Below are 16,800 nucleotides of genomic sequence, written 5' to 3' on the forward strand. Positions count from 1 at the left end.
TTGTAAGAGAAACTGCCTTCATGAAAAACTATACTTTACTTGCCTTTTTATTTTTTTCAATTTCAAACTTTGCTCAAATCAAAGGAACAATTACTGATGAAAAAGGAAATCCTTTGCCATTCGTTTCTGTTCTCGAAGAAAACACTTATAGCAGCACAACCTCAAATGAGCAGGGTAATTATCAGCTTAACGTAAAAGAGGTTGGCAAAAACAAAATTATTTTTCAGTATTTAGGATTTAAAACTCAAAAAATAGTTGTTTCTCGAGATTCAAAATCGGTTACTCTAGATGTTGTAATGCTAGAAGAAAGCTTTGCATTAAACGAAGTGGTTATCGATCCTAAAAACAATCCAGCGAACGCTATTATTAGGAGCGCCATTGCAAATAAAAAAGAAAATTCAGATAAAACAGCACGATATACCGCTGATTTCTATTCGAAAGGAATGTTTAAAGTCAAAGATTTGCCTAAAAAAATTCTGGGACAAAAAGTCGATCTTGGCGAAGACATGTCATCTAATTTAGATTCGACCGGAACTGGTATCTTATATTTATCTGAAACAATTTCGAAGATTACTTTTGAAAAACCTAATAAACTAAAAGAGAAAATCATTGCTTCTAAAATCTCCGGAAACAATAAAGGCTACAGCTACAATACAGCGTCTTTGTCGACTTATGATTTTTACGATAACACATTAGACTTTGACATTAAACTCATCTCACCTATCGCTGACAATGCTTTCAATTATTATAAATATAAACTTGAAGGTACTTTTTTTGATGATAACAATCAGCAAATCAATAAAATTAAGGTAATACCAAAACGTGATAAAGAACCTGTTTTTGAAGGTTATATTTATATTATTGATGACAGCTTTGCTATTTATGCCATTGATTTAGACATAAAAGGTTATCGAATGAAAAATGAATTTACTGAGGTTATGAATCTAAAACAGAGTTTCAGTTATAATTCTAAAAATAAAATCTGGACTAAAAATGCGCAGACGCTTTCTTTCAATGCCGGCATTTTTGGAATTAAATTCTCTGGAAAGTTCAATTACGTATATTCTAATTACGAGTTTCCAGCTTCTTTTGAAAAGAAAACTTTCGGAAATGAAATTGTAGCTTTTGAAGCGAATTCCAATAAAAAAGATGATGCTTTTTGGAATCAGATTCGCCCAATTCCGTTAACAATTGAAGAAAGTACTGATTATACTAAAAAAGACAGTCTTCAGACGATTCGAAAATCTCAAAAATATACCGATTCAATAGATACCAAAAATAATAAGTTTAAAGTATGGGATATTTTAATGGGTTATGATTACAAAAACACTTTCAAAAAATATTCTTTTGATTATAAAGGTTTACTAAATCTAACTTCATTAAGTTTCAATACTGTTCAAGGTTTTAATTTTGATTCGGGTTTTTCATTTAGAAAATGGAATGAAGAGGAAGGAAAAAACACTTCGATAAGTACCACTTTTAATTATGGTTTTTCAGATCAGCGTTTTCGTGCTACTGGTGAATTCAGCCATCGATTTAACAACATCAACTACGCCACAATTTGGGTTTCAGGAGGTACAAAAACAGCTCAATTTAATGGCGCAGAACCGATAAGCAAAATTGTCAATTCGATCAGTTCATTGTTTTTTAAAGACAATTATATGAAGCTTTATAATTTAGAATTTGCTCAAATCAGCTATTCTCAAGACATTTTAAATGGGATAAATTTGAATGCTAAATTAGGTTATGAGCAACGAAAACCGCTTTTTAATACAACTGACTATTCTTTCTTTAAAAGAGATGATCTTTATTCGTCAAATAATCCTTTGGCTGCAGACGATTTTACGACTCCTGCTTTTACACCGCATCATTTATTTAAAACATCTTTGAGCGCGCGAATTAACTTTGGAAACAAATACATTTCCAGACCTGACGGGAGATATAATGTTAAAAATGAAAAGTATCCCACCATACTTCTAGCATTTGAAAAAGCTTTTGCCGCGAGCGAAAAGAAATATGAATTTGAAAGAATTGGTGCTTCTGTACAATATGATTTATCATTAGACAATAAAGGACTTTTAGGGATGAATTTTAGAGCTGGAAAATTCTTTAATGCAGAAAATATATCCTTCATAGATTACAGACATTTTAACGGAAATCAAACCCATATAGGAACAAGCGATCGTTATTTGAACGTCTTTAACTTAATGCCGTATTACGACAACAGCACAAACGACAGTTATCTTGAAATACATTCAGAATATAATGACACTGGATTTATTATGAATAAAATTCCGTTATTGAATTTATTAAAATCAACAATGAATTTAGGTTTTCATTCTTTGGCAATTCCAGACAGAAAACCTTATTCTGAATTTACGGTTGGTTTAGACAACCTTGGATTTGGAAAATTTAAAGTTTTTCGATTAGATTATGTTCATTCTTATCAAGGAGGAACTGAGCAAAACGGTGTTGTGTTTGGCTTAAAGATTTTGAATGTATTAGATTAAGATACAGAGAGAAAAAAGGTTCAAAGGAACAAAGATTTATACAAAAACCTTTGTCCCTTTGAACCTCTACTTTTGAACCCTTTAACAGTGATAATCATCTGGCTCAATATGAATCAGAACATTGCCTAATTGAGGTATTTTTTCTTTTAAAGTATCTTGCAGTCTATGAGACAAATCGTGTCCTTCTTTAACTGAAATTGCTGCTGAAACAATGGCATGAAGATCAACATGATATTTCATTCCGGCTTTACGAATGAAACATTTTTCAGTTCCCAAAATACCACTCACTGTTAGGGATTGAATTCTAATTTCTTCGACTAAGTCGTCGTTTAGATTTTCATCCATAATTTCGCCTAGTGCGGGCCTGAAAATCTTATAGCTGTTGTATAAGATAAAAAAAGCAGCAAAAAGTGCCGCCCAATCATCTGCAGATTCGTAGCCTTTTCCCATTATCAGCGCAATCGAAATTCCAATAAATGCTGCAATAGAGGTTAAGGCATCACTGCGATGGTGCCACGCATCGGCGGCAAGAGAAGAACTGTTTGTTTCTTTGCTTCGTTTCATTACCAAACGAAAAGAATATTCTTTCCATATAATTATAGCTCCCAAAATATACAGAGTCCATGATTTTGGCAAACCGTGAGAAGTCTGAATATTAGAAATACTTTCGTAACCAATAATCGTTGCTGAAGTAATTAAAAAACCAACGACCAAAAAAGTGATTAAAGGTTCTGCACGGCCATGTCCGTAAGGATGATTTTCATCAGGCGGTTTATTAGAATATTTGATTCCGAATAAAACCAGAAAAGACGAAAATATATCCGCTGTTGATTCTATCGCATCTGCAATTAAGGCATATGAATTGCCAAAAAAACCTGCCAGACCTTTTACTAAGGCTAGGCAGGTGTTTCCAACTATACTAAATATAGTAGCTTTTACAGCTTTTTGTTCATCTGTCATTTAGACTGTTTTTTTTGCCACAAATTCACGAATTTAAATCTTCAAAGATTATCAAAAATAATTCGGGAATTGGTGGCTGACTTTTTTTACGCTCTCACGATTTTTGCTCCAATTGCTCTTAAACGCTCGTCGATGCGCTCGTATCCACGGTCAATTTGTTCGATATTTTGAATTGTACTTGTTCCCTTCGCTGAAAGCGCAGCAATCAATAATGAAATTCCAGCACGAATATCTGGAGATGACATTGTTGTCGCTTTTAATTGAGATTCAAAATTATGCCCCATAACTACCGCTCTGTGCGGATCGCATAACATAATTTTTGCTCCCATATCGATTAATTTGTCAACGAAAAACAAACGGCTTTCGAACATTTTTTGGTGAATTAAAACATCACCTTTTGCTTGTGTTGCCACAACCAAAACGATGCTTAATAAATCTGGTGTAAATCCCGGCCATGGCGCATCTGCAATGGTTAAAATAGAACCGTCAATATCTGTTTTTACTTCGTAACCATCTTTGTGAGCAGGAATGTAAATATCGTCGTTGCGTTTTTCGATTGTAATTCCAAGTTTTCTGAATGTATTCGGAATCAAACCTAAATTTTCCCAGCTTACATTTTTGATCGTAATTTCACTTTTTGTCATAGCCGCAAGACCAATCCAAGAACCAATTTCGATCATATCAGGAAGAATTCTGTGCTCACATCCTCCAAGGCTTTCAACACCTTCGATAGTCAACAAGTTAGATCCAACGCCTGTAATGTTTGCTCCCATTGAGTTCAACATTTTACACAATTGTTGCAAGTAAGGCTCACAAGCAGCGTTATAAACTGTAGTTTTTCCTTTTGCCAAAACAGCAGCCATTACAATATTTGCAGTTCCAGTTACAGAAGCTTCATCAAGCAGCATATCTGTTCCTTTAAGTCCTTCTTCGGGAGATTCTACTCCGTAAAAATGATCTTCTCTGTTGTATCTAAATTTTGCTCCCAGGTTAATAAAACCTTCAAAGTGAGTATCTAATCTTCGACGGCCAATTTTATCTCCTCCTGGTTTTGGGATGTATCCTTTTCCGAAACGAGCCAAAAGCGGTCCAACAATCATAATAGAACCACGAAGTGCTCCACCTTCTTTTTTAAAAGCTTCTGTTTCTAAATATCCAACATTAACCTCATCTGCCTGAAACGTAATCGAACCCGGTTCATTGCGTTGAATTTTTACACCTAAATTACCCAGTAAAGTGATTAATTTATTGATGTCAATAATATCGGGAATATTATTAATTTTTACTTTATCCCCCGTTAGAAGCACGGCACATAAAATTTGTAATGCCTCATTTTTTGCTCCTTGCGGAGTGATTTCTCCTTTTAAAGGAGTTCCTCCTTCGATTTTAAAAATTCCCATAGATCTTGTTTAGGTTCTAAGGTTCTGAGATTCTGCGGCTCTAAGCTAAAGGTCTTAGCATCTTAGCTCCTTAGGATCTTAGCCCCTTTCTTATTTCTGATTATTGTTTTTTTGAAAAGGCTTTGGTTTTCCTGGTCCTTTATTATTTTTATTACTTTGAATTTTAGGCTGTCCCGGCGGCGTAATTTTATTTGACATACGTTTGTTGGTACGCAATAAATCAGTTGTATTTAAAAGCTCTTCTGTGCTTTGCAATAAATTGATTTTTCCTCCAGACAATTCAAATAAATGTTCAAATATCACATCGTCTTTTACTGTGTCTTTATTCCAGCTCAAATACGATTTTTTCATGTGATTTGCGATCACTAAAACCAACGCATTTTTCATTTCGCCTTCTTCCCATTTATTGGCAACATCAATCATATATTTGATGTTGTTACCATAAAATCTATATTTTGGAAAGTTTTGCGGATATTGCAAAACATCTGGTTTTAACTGCAATACATCGCGAGACGGAATTGGATATGGTGATTCTACATCTAATTTAAAATCAGACATAATAAAAAGCTGATCCCATAATTTATGCTGAAAATCGGGCACATCACGCAAATGCGGGTTTAAGCTTCCCATAACCTGAATAATGTATTTCGCGGCTTTATTACGCGTTTCAGCATCTTCAATAATAGTGGCCTGATCGATCAGTTTTTGCAAATGACGACCGTATTCCGGAATAAGCAAACGTTGTCTTTCAGAATTATATTCTAAATTAAAAACAACGTCATTCGCGACTTCTTTTTTATATTTTTCGTTCATAAGTTATAATGAAACTATACCTTCTATAGTAGAAACTTCTTTGTATTTGCTGATTACTTCGTCAGCACTATTCATTGTAACATCTATAGAAACACTGGTAAATTTACCCGTTTTCGATTTTGTTGTTTTGATAACCGCACCCATACTGTCAAAAGCTTTCTCTACACGATCCACATTGTCAGCTACCGTTGGCACAATAAATTTATACAAATATTCTGCTGGCCAAGTGTTTGAATTATCTAACTCAACCTTTAATCTTTCGTAAAATTCGGCGGTGTTTTTTTCTTTATCGTTCTCCATTCGTAATTAAAAATAAAGGCAAATATACGGTTTTGATTTCAGATTTTTTAGATTTTTTCTTTTAGAAAAAAGGCACAAAGTTACAATCGCGACGCTTCTGAGCAAAGATGCAGAGAAAAAAGCAATAGAAGATTATTTCTTTGTAAAATTTCCTCTTATATTTGAGAAAATAATCTGCGGAAATCTCGCGAAAAGTCGCAGAGCCGCAAAGAAAATTCATTAAGCTTAAAAACTTTGCACCTTCGCGACTTTGCGAGATTAAAACATACTGCAATGAAAAAAATCTTTTTTTTACTTCTCTTTACTATTTCTTTCACCGTTACGAATGCCCAAGAAGTTAAAACGCTAACTTATTTCCAGAACGACACACTAAAACTGGATTTAGATTTGTATTTGCCTCAGAAAAAAATGAATGAAAAAATTCCGTTAATTATTTTTGCTTTTGGTGGAGGATTTTCTGGCGGAGAACGCACAAGCGAAAAAGACTTCGGAATATTTATGGCGAAAAACGGATATGCAGTTGCGAGCATTTCATACAGCCTTTATATGAAAGGAAAAGATTTTGGATGCAAAGGAACTTTAACCGAAAAAATAAAAGCAATTCAGATTGGCGTGAGCGATATGTGGCAAGCGACTTCGTTTTTAATCGAAAATGCAAATAAATACAATCTAGACGCTTCAAAAGTATTTATTTCTGGAATAAGTGCTGGTGCCGAAATTGGTTTTCAAGCTTCGTTTTGGGATTATAAACTGATGAATTTGTACAAAAATAATCTTCCTGAAAATTTTAAATACAAAGGTTTTATCGGAGGTTCTGGCGCAATTCAAGATATAAATTTAATTACTAAAGAAAAAGCAATGCCAATGTTATTGTCGCACGGAAATAGTGACGAAACGGTTCCGTACAACGCTGGCTCGCATCGTTCTTGCCCAACAAATGCCTCGGGCTGGCTAATTCTTTTCGGATCTTATGCTGTTTACAATCATATGACCGATTTACACAAAGATGTTGAACTGATTACCTTTTGCGGTGGCGGACATGAATTCTCGGGTTATCTTTTTCATCAAGGACAGCAATATGTTTTAGATTTTGTGAATGATGTTTTGAAAGGAAAAAAGTTTGAATCGCATATTATTATTCCTTCTGATAAAAAAGGTAAAGATTCTGGAAAGTATTTATTTTGTGAGTAATAATATTTACTAAAGCCGAAATTTAAAAAAATTAAGTCTACAACTCTTTGTCATTTTTAGTTCCGGAGAGACAATCTATTTTGCAGCGCTGGCTCTTAGTAAAGTTGCATCAATATTTATTAGAGTTTCAATGTTTTTATTTGAACTTTAGCTATGTATATTTGTCAACAAACCTACAACGTTTTTGAAACCTTTAAGGAAATCGTTGCTTTAAAATAATTCCAAAACCAAAATCATGTTTCTATAGCCCTGATTGAGGTGATATCCTTTTTTGGCGGTCTCGATAGCTATCGGGAGCCAAAAGATATAGCCGAAAGCACGAACCCAAATCTCCTAAAATTGCGAAATCATTCGCTCAAGGCAAAATAATCTTTTTAAATACAATAACTTTAGGTAAATTTGCGCTTTATTTTACGAAAGTGCAAAAAGAAATCATAGTTCTCATTGGTGGCCCGGGAACGGGAAAATCTACTCTTATCAACGAATTAGTCGCTCGTGGCTATTGCTGTTACCCTGAAATTTCAAGACAAGTTACACTCGAAGCACAACAGCGCGGTATCGATCAATTGTTTTTAGAACAGCCTTTATTGTTTAGCGAAATGTTGCTGCAGGGACGCATTAAACAATTTGAAGATGCACTTGAAGAGCCTGAAAATGTAGTTTTTATTGATCGCGGTATTCCAGATGTTGTAGCTTATATGGATTATATTGGTGATGATTATCCAGAACATTTTACAAAAGCCTGCGTAGATTTTAAATATTCTAAAACTTTTATTTTACCGCCTTGGGAAGAAATTTACGAAAGCGATACTGAACGCTACGAAAATTTCGAACAGGCAGAAACTATTCAGAAACATCTTATCGAAACCTATAAGAAATACGGCTACGACTTAATTGAAGTACCTAAAGATACGGTTGAGAACAGAATTCTTTATATCTTAGATAAAATTTAGGCGTTTGTTTAAAGTTGCAAAACTAGAAACTGCTTTCTAAATTTTTTAACTTTAAAACGACACCAATGCCAGAAGCGCAAGAAATTCTTTTAAAATACTGGAAACACGACAGTTTTAGACCGTTGCAAAAGGAGATTATTGACTCGGTTTTGGATGGTCAGGATACTTTTGCCCTGCTTCCTACTGGTGGCGGAAAGTCGATTTGTTTTCAGGTTCCTGCCATGATGAAGGATGGAATTTGCTTAGTAATTTCGCCTTTAATTGCTTTAATGAAAGATCAGGTTGCCAATTTGCAAAAGCGAGAAATTAAAGCCATTGCACTTACAGGAGGAATTCATACTGAAGAAATTATTGATCTGCTAGACAATTGCCAATACGGAAATTACAAGTTTCTATATCTATCTCCTGAACGACTTCAATCTGACTGGATTTTAGAACGCATCAAAAATCTTCCTATCAACTTAATTGCTATCGATGAAGCGCATTGTGTCTCGCAATGGGGACACGATTTTCGTCCGGCTTATTTGAAAATTTCAGAACTAAAAAAATACTTCCCTAAAATTCCGTTTCTAGCTTTGACCGCTACGGCAACTCCAAGAGTTATTGAAGATATTAAAACAGAAGTGGGATTAAAAGATCCAACGTTTTTTCAGCAATCATTCGAAAGAAAAAATATTGCCTACATGGTTTTTGAAGTCGAAGATAAATTGTACCGAGTTGAGCAAATTTTAAAGAAAAACCCACAGCCTTCTATTATATATGTCCGAAATAGAAAATCGTGCCTGAACATGTCGACGCAATTGCAATCATTAGGTTTTAGTGCAACGTATTATCACGGTGGACTTTCGGCTAAAGAAAAAGACAAAAACATGCAATTGTGGATGTCTGAACAAGCGCAGGTTATTGTAGCCACAAATGCATTCGGAATGGGAATTGACAAAGACAATGTAAAAACAGTTATTCATACACAGCTTCCTGAAAACATCGAAAATTATTATCAGGAATCTGGAAGAGCGGGACGAAATGGTGAAAAATCTTTTTCTGTTGTTTTGACGAATTCTTCAGACAGCAATCAATCTGAACAGCAATTTTTAAGTATTCTGCCAGATAAAAAGTTTCTGAATACTATGTACGTCAAGCTTTGCAACTATTTTCAGATTGCTTATGGCGAAGGCTTAGACGATTCATTTTCTTTTAAACTGAATCATTTTTGCCAGAAATACGATTTTCCTACTCTTAAAACATATAATGCTTTGCAGTTTTTAAACCAGCAGGGAATCATTACAATGTCGCAGGAATTCTCAGAAAAAATTACGATGCAGTTTTTAATTGAGTCGAAAGAAGTGATTCGGTATATGAGTTTAAATCCGAATGACGAAGAAATTATTTTGGCCATTTTGAGAACTTATCCTGGAGTTTATGAAATGAAAACACCTTTTAATATTTCACTGATTGCAAAAAAATCAAATCATACCGAAGAGCAAGTTTCGGCAGTTTTAGAAAAATTAAGAGAAAAGGAAATCATCGATTATAAAGCTAAAAATAACGACGCTACAATATTATTTAATGAAGTTCGTGAAGATGACCGAACTATAAATAGAGTTTCAAAATATCTTGAAAAACAAAATCAGCTTAAAAAAGACCAGCTTTTATCTGTACTACATTATATAAAGGATAAAAAAACCTGCAAGAACCGACTAATTTTGGATTATTTTGGAGAAGAAACCACTTCTAATTGCGGTGTCTGCTCTTATTGTATTACACAAAAAGGAAAAATTACCGAAGCTGATTCTATTGCAGATAAAATTCTCTCCTTATTAAAAACAGCTGCTTTAACTTCCAGAGAAATTCAGACCAAAATAAAGCTGGACACCAATGATGTTATATTGGCACTTCAGGAATTATTAGAGAACAATTATATCATCATACAAGCGAATAATAAATACACTTTAAAATCATAATGGAAAAATTGAGAATTATTTTTATGGGAACCCCAGAATTTGCTGTCGGCATTTTGGATACCATTATTAAAAACAATTACGATGTTGTTGGCATTATTACAGCTGCAGATAAACCAGCTGGGCGCGGACAAAAAATAAAATATTCGGCAGTAAAAGAATATGCGCTTGCAAACAATCTTACTCTATTACAGCCAACCAATTTAAAAGACGAAAGTTTTTTAGCCGAATTAAAAGCTTTGAATGCAAATTTGCAAATTGTCGTTGCGTTTAGAATGCTGCCAAAAGTTGTTTGGGAAATGCCAAGTTTAGGAACTTTTAATCTTCATGCTTCTTTATTGCCAAATTATCGCGGTGCGGCACCAATAAATTGGGCCATCATTAATGGTGAAACCAAAACTGGAGTTACTACTTTCTTTATTGATGATAAAATTGATACTGGAGCCATGATCTTAAATTCGGAAATTGCTATTGAACCGGAAGAAAATGCTGGACAATTGCATGACAGATTAATGTTATTGGGAAGTAAAACTGTAATTGATACCTTAAAAGTAATTGAAAACAGAAACGTAACTACAACAATTCAAGAAGATGATGCTGAAATTAAAACGGCATACAAACTCAACAAGGAAAATTGTAAGATCGATTGGTCAAAATCTGGAGCAGAAATCAATAATTTGATTCGGGGCTTAAGTCCCTATCCGGCTTCTTGGTGCTTTTTAAAAGACAAGAATGAAGAACAAAACATCAAAATTTATGAAGCAAAACTCGTTTTAGAATCGCATTCTTTTGAGACTGGAAGCTTGATTTGCAGCAAAAAAGAAATCAAAGTTGCAGTTCAAGATGGCTTTTTACAGCTTTTAAGTTTGCAATTACCTGGAAAAAAGAGAATGCAGGTTGCAGAATTGCTAAATGGGATAACTTTTTCTGATACGGCAAAGGTCTATTAAGGTCAGTAAAACAGGGGTTTCTACCTGTTTTTTGATCGACGAACAACCTGCGTTATGAACAAAAAAAGCAAGTTATTAACAATTTTTACTAAAAATAAAGAAAACACTTGCAAGGAACGGATTTCCTACTAAATTTGTGTATTAACAATTTTTTTTAACCAACAATTAATAACTAATTATTATGAACAAATCAGAATTAATCGATGCTATCGCTGCTGATGCAGGAATCACAAAAGCTGCGGCAAAATTGGCTTTAGAATCATTTTTAGGAAACGTAGGAGCTACTTTGAAAAAAGGTGGTAGAGTTTCATTAGTAGGTTTTGGATCTTGGTCAGTATCTGCTAGAGCTGCTAGAGACGGTAGAAACCCTCAAACAGGAAAAACTATTCAAATCGCTGCTAAGAATGTTGTAAAATTCAAAGCTGGAGCTGAGTTAGAAGGTGCAGTGAACTAAGTAAGAAAGTTCTCTAAACTTATAATATAATCAAAACCCTCCTTATGGAGGGTTTTTTTGTGCGGTTTAACGATTTTATTTGGGTTTTTAAAAATTTTATGATTAAATTTAATAAAAATTGTAGCCGTATGATTTCAGAAAAATTAAAAAAAGGACACCTGCTTATTGCCGAGCCTTCGATAATTGGAGATTTATCATTTAATAGATCGGTAATTTTATTAGCAGACCACAACAAAGAAGGATCAATAGGTTTTATCATTAATAAGCCATTAAAGTACACTATTAATGATTTGATACCTGAGATCGATGCTTCGTTTAAGATATATAATGGAGGCCCTGTGGAACAGGACAATCTATATTTCATTCACAATATTCCTGAATTAATCCCGAATAGCGTAGAGATTTCTAATGGGATTTATTGGGGAGGTGATTTTGAATCAACTAAAGACTTAATTAACGACGGATCTATCAGTAAAAATAACATTCGTTTTTTCTTAGGATATACCGGTTGGGACGAAAACCAGCTTGAAAGTGAAATGCAGGGAAACTCCTGGATCATTGCTGATAATAATTACAAAAACAAGATTATCGGCAAATCGACCACTCATTTTTGGAAAGAGCAAATTATTGAGCTCGGTGGCGATTATCTTATTTGGTCTAATGCACCTGAAAATCCATATCTGAATTAATTTTCAGAAATGGATTCATTTAGTTTCTGCACTAATAAATGAGCCAGATTGCTTGTAAACTCCTTTTTTCGATATTTACTTATCGGCTGTATCCCTGTGATTACATTTGTCAAGAATAATTCGTCTGCTTTTTGAAGATCAAAAGGCGAAATTACTTCTTCAGCTACTTCTATGCCTTCTACTTTTTTAGCTATGGCTAGAATCTGCTTACGCATAATTCCGTTTAGACAGCCTTCAGAAATTGGAGGTGTAATTAATTTTTTGCCTGTCAGCATAAATAGATTGCCTTGTAAGCCTTCAACAACATTTTTAGTATCATTTACTAAAAGGCAGTTAGCCAAACCGTTTTCGTGAGCAAAAATGCTTCCGGTTACGTTTATCATTTTATTTGTCGTTTTAATCGACGATAATAATTGTTTGGTTATATAGAAATCTTTGTACAAATCAACTTCATATTCAGCCGTATTTAAACCGTAAGAAGCGTTTTCAAGAGCAGTTGCGTGAATTAAATACGAAACTTCATTTGTTGTAGGAAGATACAAACCGCCATCATTTCTAAAAACGGTAATCCTTGCTCTTGCTGAGTCCGAAATTCCGTTTTGTTTTACAAGATTTAAAACTTGTTCTTCAAAGAATTCCATGGTAAAGTTCATGGGGATTTCCATTCTGACAACACGCATTGAAGCCATTAGCCTAAAATAATGATCTTCGAGAAACAATATTTTGCTGTTGATTATTTTTAGTGTTTCAAAAACCCCATCTCCATACAAAAAAGCACGATTTTGAGTTAATATATTCTCTTCCTGCGCAGCTATGTTTCCGTTAAAATTGATCATAAAAAAACCCTGAATTTTGTTCAGGGCAAATATAAGGTATAAAATAGAGATTTACTAAACAGATCCTATAAGATGTTTCAGGTCAGAGATCTGATTCTCCCACAATTGTTTAGCCTCTCCTACTTCTTCTTTTTCAGCGAAATCGACAACCATCAACGACACATCTTTCGTCAATTCATCGACTAAGATATGAAGTTCAAAAAAATATTCAGTATCCTTACTGCTTTCGTCAACCCATTTAAATTTAACTTTTTCTCCCGTTTTTTTAGAAGCCAAACGCGCTTTTTCTTGCGAGTCATTCCAGATGAAAGTAAAAAATTCGCCTCTTGAGTTTACATTGTCTGCAAACCATTCTGACAAACCTGACGGCGTTGATATATATTGATATAATAATTGTGGCGAAGAATTTATAGGAAACTCGATTTCGTAACGTATTTTTGGATCCATGTGCTACTTTAAATTTTTTCGAAATATAAGAATATATGTCCAAAAACAATGCGTTTTTAAAAATATTTTTTTTTCTTCATTTTATTCTTGTAAGCTTTAATATTATTTCTATCTTTGCACCCGCAATCAGGAATTCATTGATAGCAGTCCAGGCGAGGTAGCTCAGTTGGTTAGAGCGCAGGATTCATAACCCTGAGGTCACGGGTTCAACTCCCGTCCTCGCTACAAAAGGCAAAACCCTTAAACAGAAATGTTTAAGGGTTTTTTATTGGAATTTACTTCTTATCTAGCAGGAAATTTGAATTAGTTAAGCTTAAAATTGTTTTTCATCTGCATAAAAACTTGAAAAGCAAAACGATCCCCCCATTCCACAAAGTCTTCATCGCCAAGACTTTTATAACGTTTACAATTTCTAACAAGCAAAAAAATTGCGCAAAGTCAGAGACATTTGCACAGCTTTTCAAAAGGAACTCTTCCCGGAGCGTGGAAATAGAATCAATTTATTATTTTCTCATACTTTCTTTCACCTTTTCTCTGTGCTGCTCACCCCACGCACTGAGTTCACGAATTACACTTTTTAAAGTTCGGCTGTAATCTGTTGCTTCATAAATAATACTTACTGGGGTTGTTGGATAAACAGTACGTTTAATAAAATCATTTAGTTCCAAATCTTTGAGTTCTTTCGCCAGTATTTTGGGAGAGATTACTGTAATTTCTTTACGAATTTCATTAAACCGTTTAGGAGACTGTACAAGACTTAGAATCAAAGCAATTTTCCATTTGCCATTTAAAACATACAGTGCATCCAGTATGTTTTTAAGCGATCCTGCACATTCATCTTGTGTTGGAAGTACTTCTTTTTCAATTGTTTTCATAGCTGTAAAGATACAAACTTTCCTAAAAGTAACTGATTTCCTTTAGGTAACTGCTATCTTTTGCATACCTGATACTCTTAGCTTTGCCTTAAGTAAACCTTAAAACAAAGTCAGGCTTTTAAGTCAAAATGAACATACGATTTTGACACATTCAGGTTTTAATTTTTAAATTTTATATCTCTAAATTATGAAACACATTCTTCACTTAATGTCAAGCATTCAAGGAAATCAATCTTATAGTATTAAGCTTGGACAGCTTATTGTAGAAAAAATTCAGAAAAAGTATCCCGGCAGCACGGTTGAAGAACTTAATCTGGCAGAAAATGAAATTCCACATCTTAATCCTGATTCTCTTCGCAGCTTATTTTCTCCTCCTAATTTATTAAACGAAGAACAAAAAGAATCTATCCGCTTTTCTGATGATTTATTAAAACAATTATTTAATGCAGACATCATTGTTATTGGAGCTCCTCTTTACAATTTTACAATACCTTCAACTTTAAAAGCCTGGATTGATCATATTACCAGACCCGGAGTAACTTTTGGATATGGTGAAGACGGGCGACCTATTGGAATGGTTACAGATAAAAAAGTATATGTTGCTATGACCTCTGGTGGTGTCTATTCAGAAGGTCCCGGCAAAGCCAATGATTTTGTAGTTCCGTATTTACAAGCCTTTCTTGGCTTTTTGGGCATGAGTGATTTAACAGCGATTCGAGCTGAAGGACTAAAAGTTCCGGGAATAAAAGAAACTGCGATGGAAAATGCAATTGACAGTATTGTAATTGATTAATCCATTGTAAAATCTATATTCCACTTTTTAATTCTATCAAAAGCAAAGTCTTCATCAGCAATGTTGCGCAAATGCCTCTGACTTTAAACCAAAATTAATATAATTATAAAATACAGTTTGTTGATTCTATATAAAAAAACAGAACTAAAAATTTCGCAAAGTCAAAGATATTTGCGCAGCTTTTCAAAAGGAACTCTTAGCGGAGCGGGTTAATGGTTCAACTCACATCCTCGCTACAAAAAACAAACCCTTAAACAGAAATTTTTAAGGGTTTGTTTTTAAAATTCACTTCTAATCCGGCAGGAAATTTAAATCAATTAGGCTTAAAGTTATTTTTCATCCGTATAAAAACTTGAAAAGTAAAAATATTATCCTAAAAAGCATTTAAAAGTATTTTACGTATTTTTGTGTAAATACAAATCTAACAAATGAAACGTTCCGGCACAGCAGATCTTCCTTTACATTATGGACATGTTCCATTATGGCTTGCCGAACGAATGTCTAAGCTTGGTTTCGCTATTGTAGAAACGATTGCTTTGGAGTTTTCAACCTCTGAAGTGATAAGCAAGCTTAGTAATCCTTTCTGGTTTCAGAGTTTTGGCGCTGTGATGGGAATGGACTGGCATTCATCTGGAATTACAACTTCTGTACTTGGAGCATTAAAAAAATCAGTAAACCCGCATTCAAAAGAACTTGGCATATATATCTGCGGAGGAAAAGGCAAACATTCAATGTTAACTCCACAAGAACTTTTAGCTGTAGGCGAAAAAACAGGTCTTGACGGCAACAATCTTGCGAATTGCAGCAAACTTACTGCTAAAGTTGACAATGCAGCAATTCAAGACGGATTTCAATTGTACCAGCATAATTTTATCGTTGACAATAAAGGACAATGGGCTGTTATTCAGCAAGGCATGAATCCCAATTCTAAAACTGCCCGACGATATCATTGGCATTCACAAGATTTAAAATCTTTTATAAATGAGCCGCATACTTTTATTTATGGTGAAAATCAAGGTTCTATTTTAAATCTTACCGCTCAGGCAGCAACAAAATCGAGAGAAGGAATTTTAGAATTATCAAAAGAGTCTCCCACAAAAATTATGAAAGAGATGCAATACCTTTCTATGCCCGCACATCACGATGTCAGGATGGAAGATGTTAATATGAAAAGACTGGGGGCAATGCTTTGGGCAACTCACGAAAATAAACCAGAAGATTTTGAAGAACTTTTGCTTTTAAAAGGAATGGGACCAAGAGCACTGCAATCATTAGCATTGGTAAGTGAAATAATTTACGGCACTCCTACCCGATTTGAAGATCCAGCGCGTTTTTCTTTTGCTCACGGTGGAAAAGACGGGCATCCATTTCCTGTTCCGGTAAAAATTTATGATGAGACCATTGATACTTTACAAAGAGCAATTAATCGTGCCAAAATAGGCAACAATGACAAAATTCAAGCGATTCAAAAGTTATCTGAAATCTCAAGAAAAGCTGAAGAAAGCTTTACGCCTAATGCTAACTTTGATGCACTGATTCAAAGAGAAAGAGACGAATCACACCAATACGGCGGACGAACTATTTTTGGCGATGCAAAGCCTCCAAAAAACAAACCCATTAATCCCAATAATCAGCTGGAATTATTTTAAGTTTGATTACAGATTCCCGCAA

16 protein-coding genes and 1 tRNA gene are annotated in these 16,800 nt (G+C 34.3%); 10 read left to right on the forward strand and 7 right to left on the reverse strand.

What is annotated here, in order from left to right:
* Nucleotides 1–20: 20 nt before the first annotated feature.
* Complete coding sequence (locus IR010_RS09240; protein ID WP_194603224.1) at nucleotides 21–2,510, forward strand: DUF5686 and carboxypeptidase regulatory-like domain-containing protein; 2,490 nt, start codon at nucleotides 21–23, stop codon at nucleotides 2,508–2,510.
* Between the two features lie 81 nt (nucleotides 2,511–2,591).
* Here IR010_RS09240 and IR010_RS09245 read toward each other — a convergent pair whose 3' ends face one another.
* The 4 genes from IR010_RS09245 to IR010_RS09260 all read right to left on the reverse strand — a co-directional run bounded on the left by IR010_RS09245 (nucleotide 2,592) and on the right by IR010_RS09260 (nucleotide 5,983).
* Entirely contained in the window at nucleotides 2,592–3,470 is an 879-nt protein-coding gene (locus IR010_RS09245) for a cation diffusion facilitator family transporter (RefSeq protein WP_029272286.1), read from the reverse strand.
* A gap of 86 nt (nucleotides 3,471–3,556) precedes the next feature.
* Nucleotides 3,557–4,870, reverse strand: coding sequence for a UDP-N-acetylglucosamine 1-carboxyvinyltransferase (murA, locus tag IR010_RS09250; protein ID WP_029272285.1), 1,314 nt, complete (start codon nucleotides 4,868–4,870; stop codon nucleotides 3,557–3,559).
* Nucleotides 4,871–4,960: 90 nt separating this feature from the next.
* Complete coding sequence (locus IR010_RS09255) at nucleotides 4,961–5,683, reverse strand: DUF4290 domain-containing protein (RefSeq protein ID WP_029272284.1); 723 nt, start codon at nucleotides 5,681–5,683, stop codon at nucleotides 4,961–4,963.
* A 3-nt stretch (nucleotides 5,684–5,686) separates the two neighbouring features.
* Entirely contained in the window at nucleotides 5,687–5,983 is a 297-nt protein-coding gene (locus IR010_RS09260) for a DUF493 family protein (RefSeq protein WP_029272283.1), read from the reverse strand.
* A gap of 273 nt (nucleotides 5,984–6,256) precedes the next feature.
* Between IR010_RS09260 and IR010_RS09265 the strand changes: the two genes are divergently transcribed.
* The 6 genes from IR010_RS09265 (at nucleotide 6,257) to IR010_RS09290 (ending at nucleotide 12,178) form a co-directional block, all read left to right on the forward strand.
* A complete protein-coding gene (locus IR010_RS09265; RefSeq protein WP_194603227.1) occupies nucleotides 6,257–7,174 on the forward strand; it encodes an alpha/beta hydrolase family protein in 918 nt (305 codons plus the stop codon).
* A gap of 419 nt (nucleotides 7,175–7,593) precedes the next feature.
* Nucleotides 7,594–8,127 (forward strand): AAA family ATPase, encoded by a 534-nt coding sequence (locus tag IR010_RS09270; protein ID WP_029272281.1) that lies wholly within the window; start codon nucleotides 7,594–7,596, stop codon nucleotides 8,125–8,127.
* A 65-nt stretch (nucleotides 8,128–8,192) separates the two neighbouring features.
* The gene (locus tag IR010_RS09275) at nucleotides 8,193–10,088 is read left to right on the forward strand and encodes an ATP-dependent DNA helicase RecQ (RefSeq protein ID WP_194568443.1); all 1,896 of its coding nucleotides are present in this window, start codon (nucleotides 8,193–8,195) and stop codon (nucleotides 10,086–10,088) included.
* The gene (gene fmt, locus IR010_RS09280) at nucleotides 10,088–11,035 is read left to right on the forward strand and encodes a methionyl-tRNA formyltransferase (protein ID WP_194603230.1); all 948 of its coding nucleotides are present in this window, start codon (nucleotides 10,088–10,090) and stop codon (nucleotides 11,033–11,035) included. The genes IR010_RS09275 and fmt overlap by 1 nt, the downstream gene beginning before the upstream one ends.
* Nucleotides 11,036–11,216: 181 nt before the next feature.
* Complete coding sequence (locus IR010_RS09285) at nucleotides 11,217–11,489, forward strand: HU family DNA-binding protein (RefSeq protein WP_017498096.1); 273 nt, start codon at nucleotides 11,217–11,219, stop codon at nucleotides 11,487–11,489.
* A gap of 128 nt (nucleotides 11,490–11,617) precedes the next feature.
* Entirely contained in the window at nucleotides 11,618–12,178 is a 561-nt protein-coding gene (locus IR010_RS09290; RefSeq protein WP_029272278.1) for a YqgE/AlgH family protein, read from the forward strand.
* Here the strand turns inward: IR010_RS09290 and IR010_RS09295 are convergent.
* Both IR010_RS09295 and IR010_RS09300 read right to left on the reverse strand, forming a co-directional pair.
* Nucleotides 12,175–13,014, reverse strand: a complete 840-nt coding sequence (locus IR010_RS09295; protein ID WP_194603234.1) for an aminotransferase class IV — start codon at nucleotides 13,012–13,014, stop codon at nucleotides 12,175–12,177. The genes IR010_RS09290 and IR010_RS09295 overlap by 4 nt on opposite strands.
* A gap of 54 nt (nucleotides 13,015–13,068) precedes the next feature.
* Entirely contained in the window at nucleotides 13,069–13,461 is a 393-nt protein-coding gene (locus tag IR010_RS09300) for an START-like domain-containing protein (protein WP_026984135.1), read from the reverse strand.
* 151 nt (nucleotides 13,462–13,612) lie between these two features.
* Here IR010_RS09300 and IR010_RS09305 point away from each other — a divergent pair.
* Nucleotides 13,613–13,686 (forward strand) — tRNA-Met (locus IR010_RS09305).
* 278 nt (nucleotides 13,687–13,964) lie between these two features.
* Here the strand turns inward: IR010_RS09305 and IR010_RS09310 are convergent.
* Nucleotides 13,965–14,336, reverse strand: coding sequence for a winged helix-turn-helix transcriptional regulator (locus IR010_RS09310; protein ID WP_194603238.1), 372 nt, complete (start codon nucleotides 14,334–14,336; stop codon nucleotides 13,965–13,967).
* A gap of 187 nt (nucleotides 14,337–14,523) precedes the next feature.
* Here IR010_RS09310 and IR010_RS09315 point away from each other — a divergent pair, with 187 nt between their 5' ends.
* Both IR010_RS09315 and IR010_RS09320 read left to right on the forward strand, forming a co-directional pair.
* Nucleotides 14,524–15,129: an FMN-dependent NADH-azoreductase gene (locus IR010_RS09315; RefSeq protein ID WP_194603241.1), complete on the forward strand. Its 606-nt coding sequence runs from the start codon at nucleotides 14,524–14,526 to the stop codon at nucleotides 15,127–15,129.
* Nucleotides 15,130–15,557: 428 nt separating this feature from the next.
* Complete coding sequence (locus tag IR010_RS09320; RefSeq protein WP_194603244.1) at nucleotides 15,558–16,778, forward strand: DUF763 domain-containing protein; 1,221 nt, start codon at nucleotides 15,558–15,560, stop codon at nucleotides 16,776–16,778.
* Nucleotides 16,779–16,800: the final 22 nt, after the last annotated feature.

It is taken from the genome of Flavobacterium sp. MR2016-29, from assembly GCF_015350695.1.
GTDB lineage: Bacteria > Bacteroidota > Bacteroidia > Flavobacteriales > Flavobacteriaceae > Flavobacterium.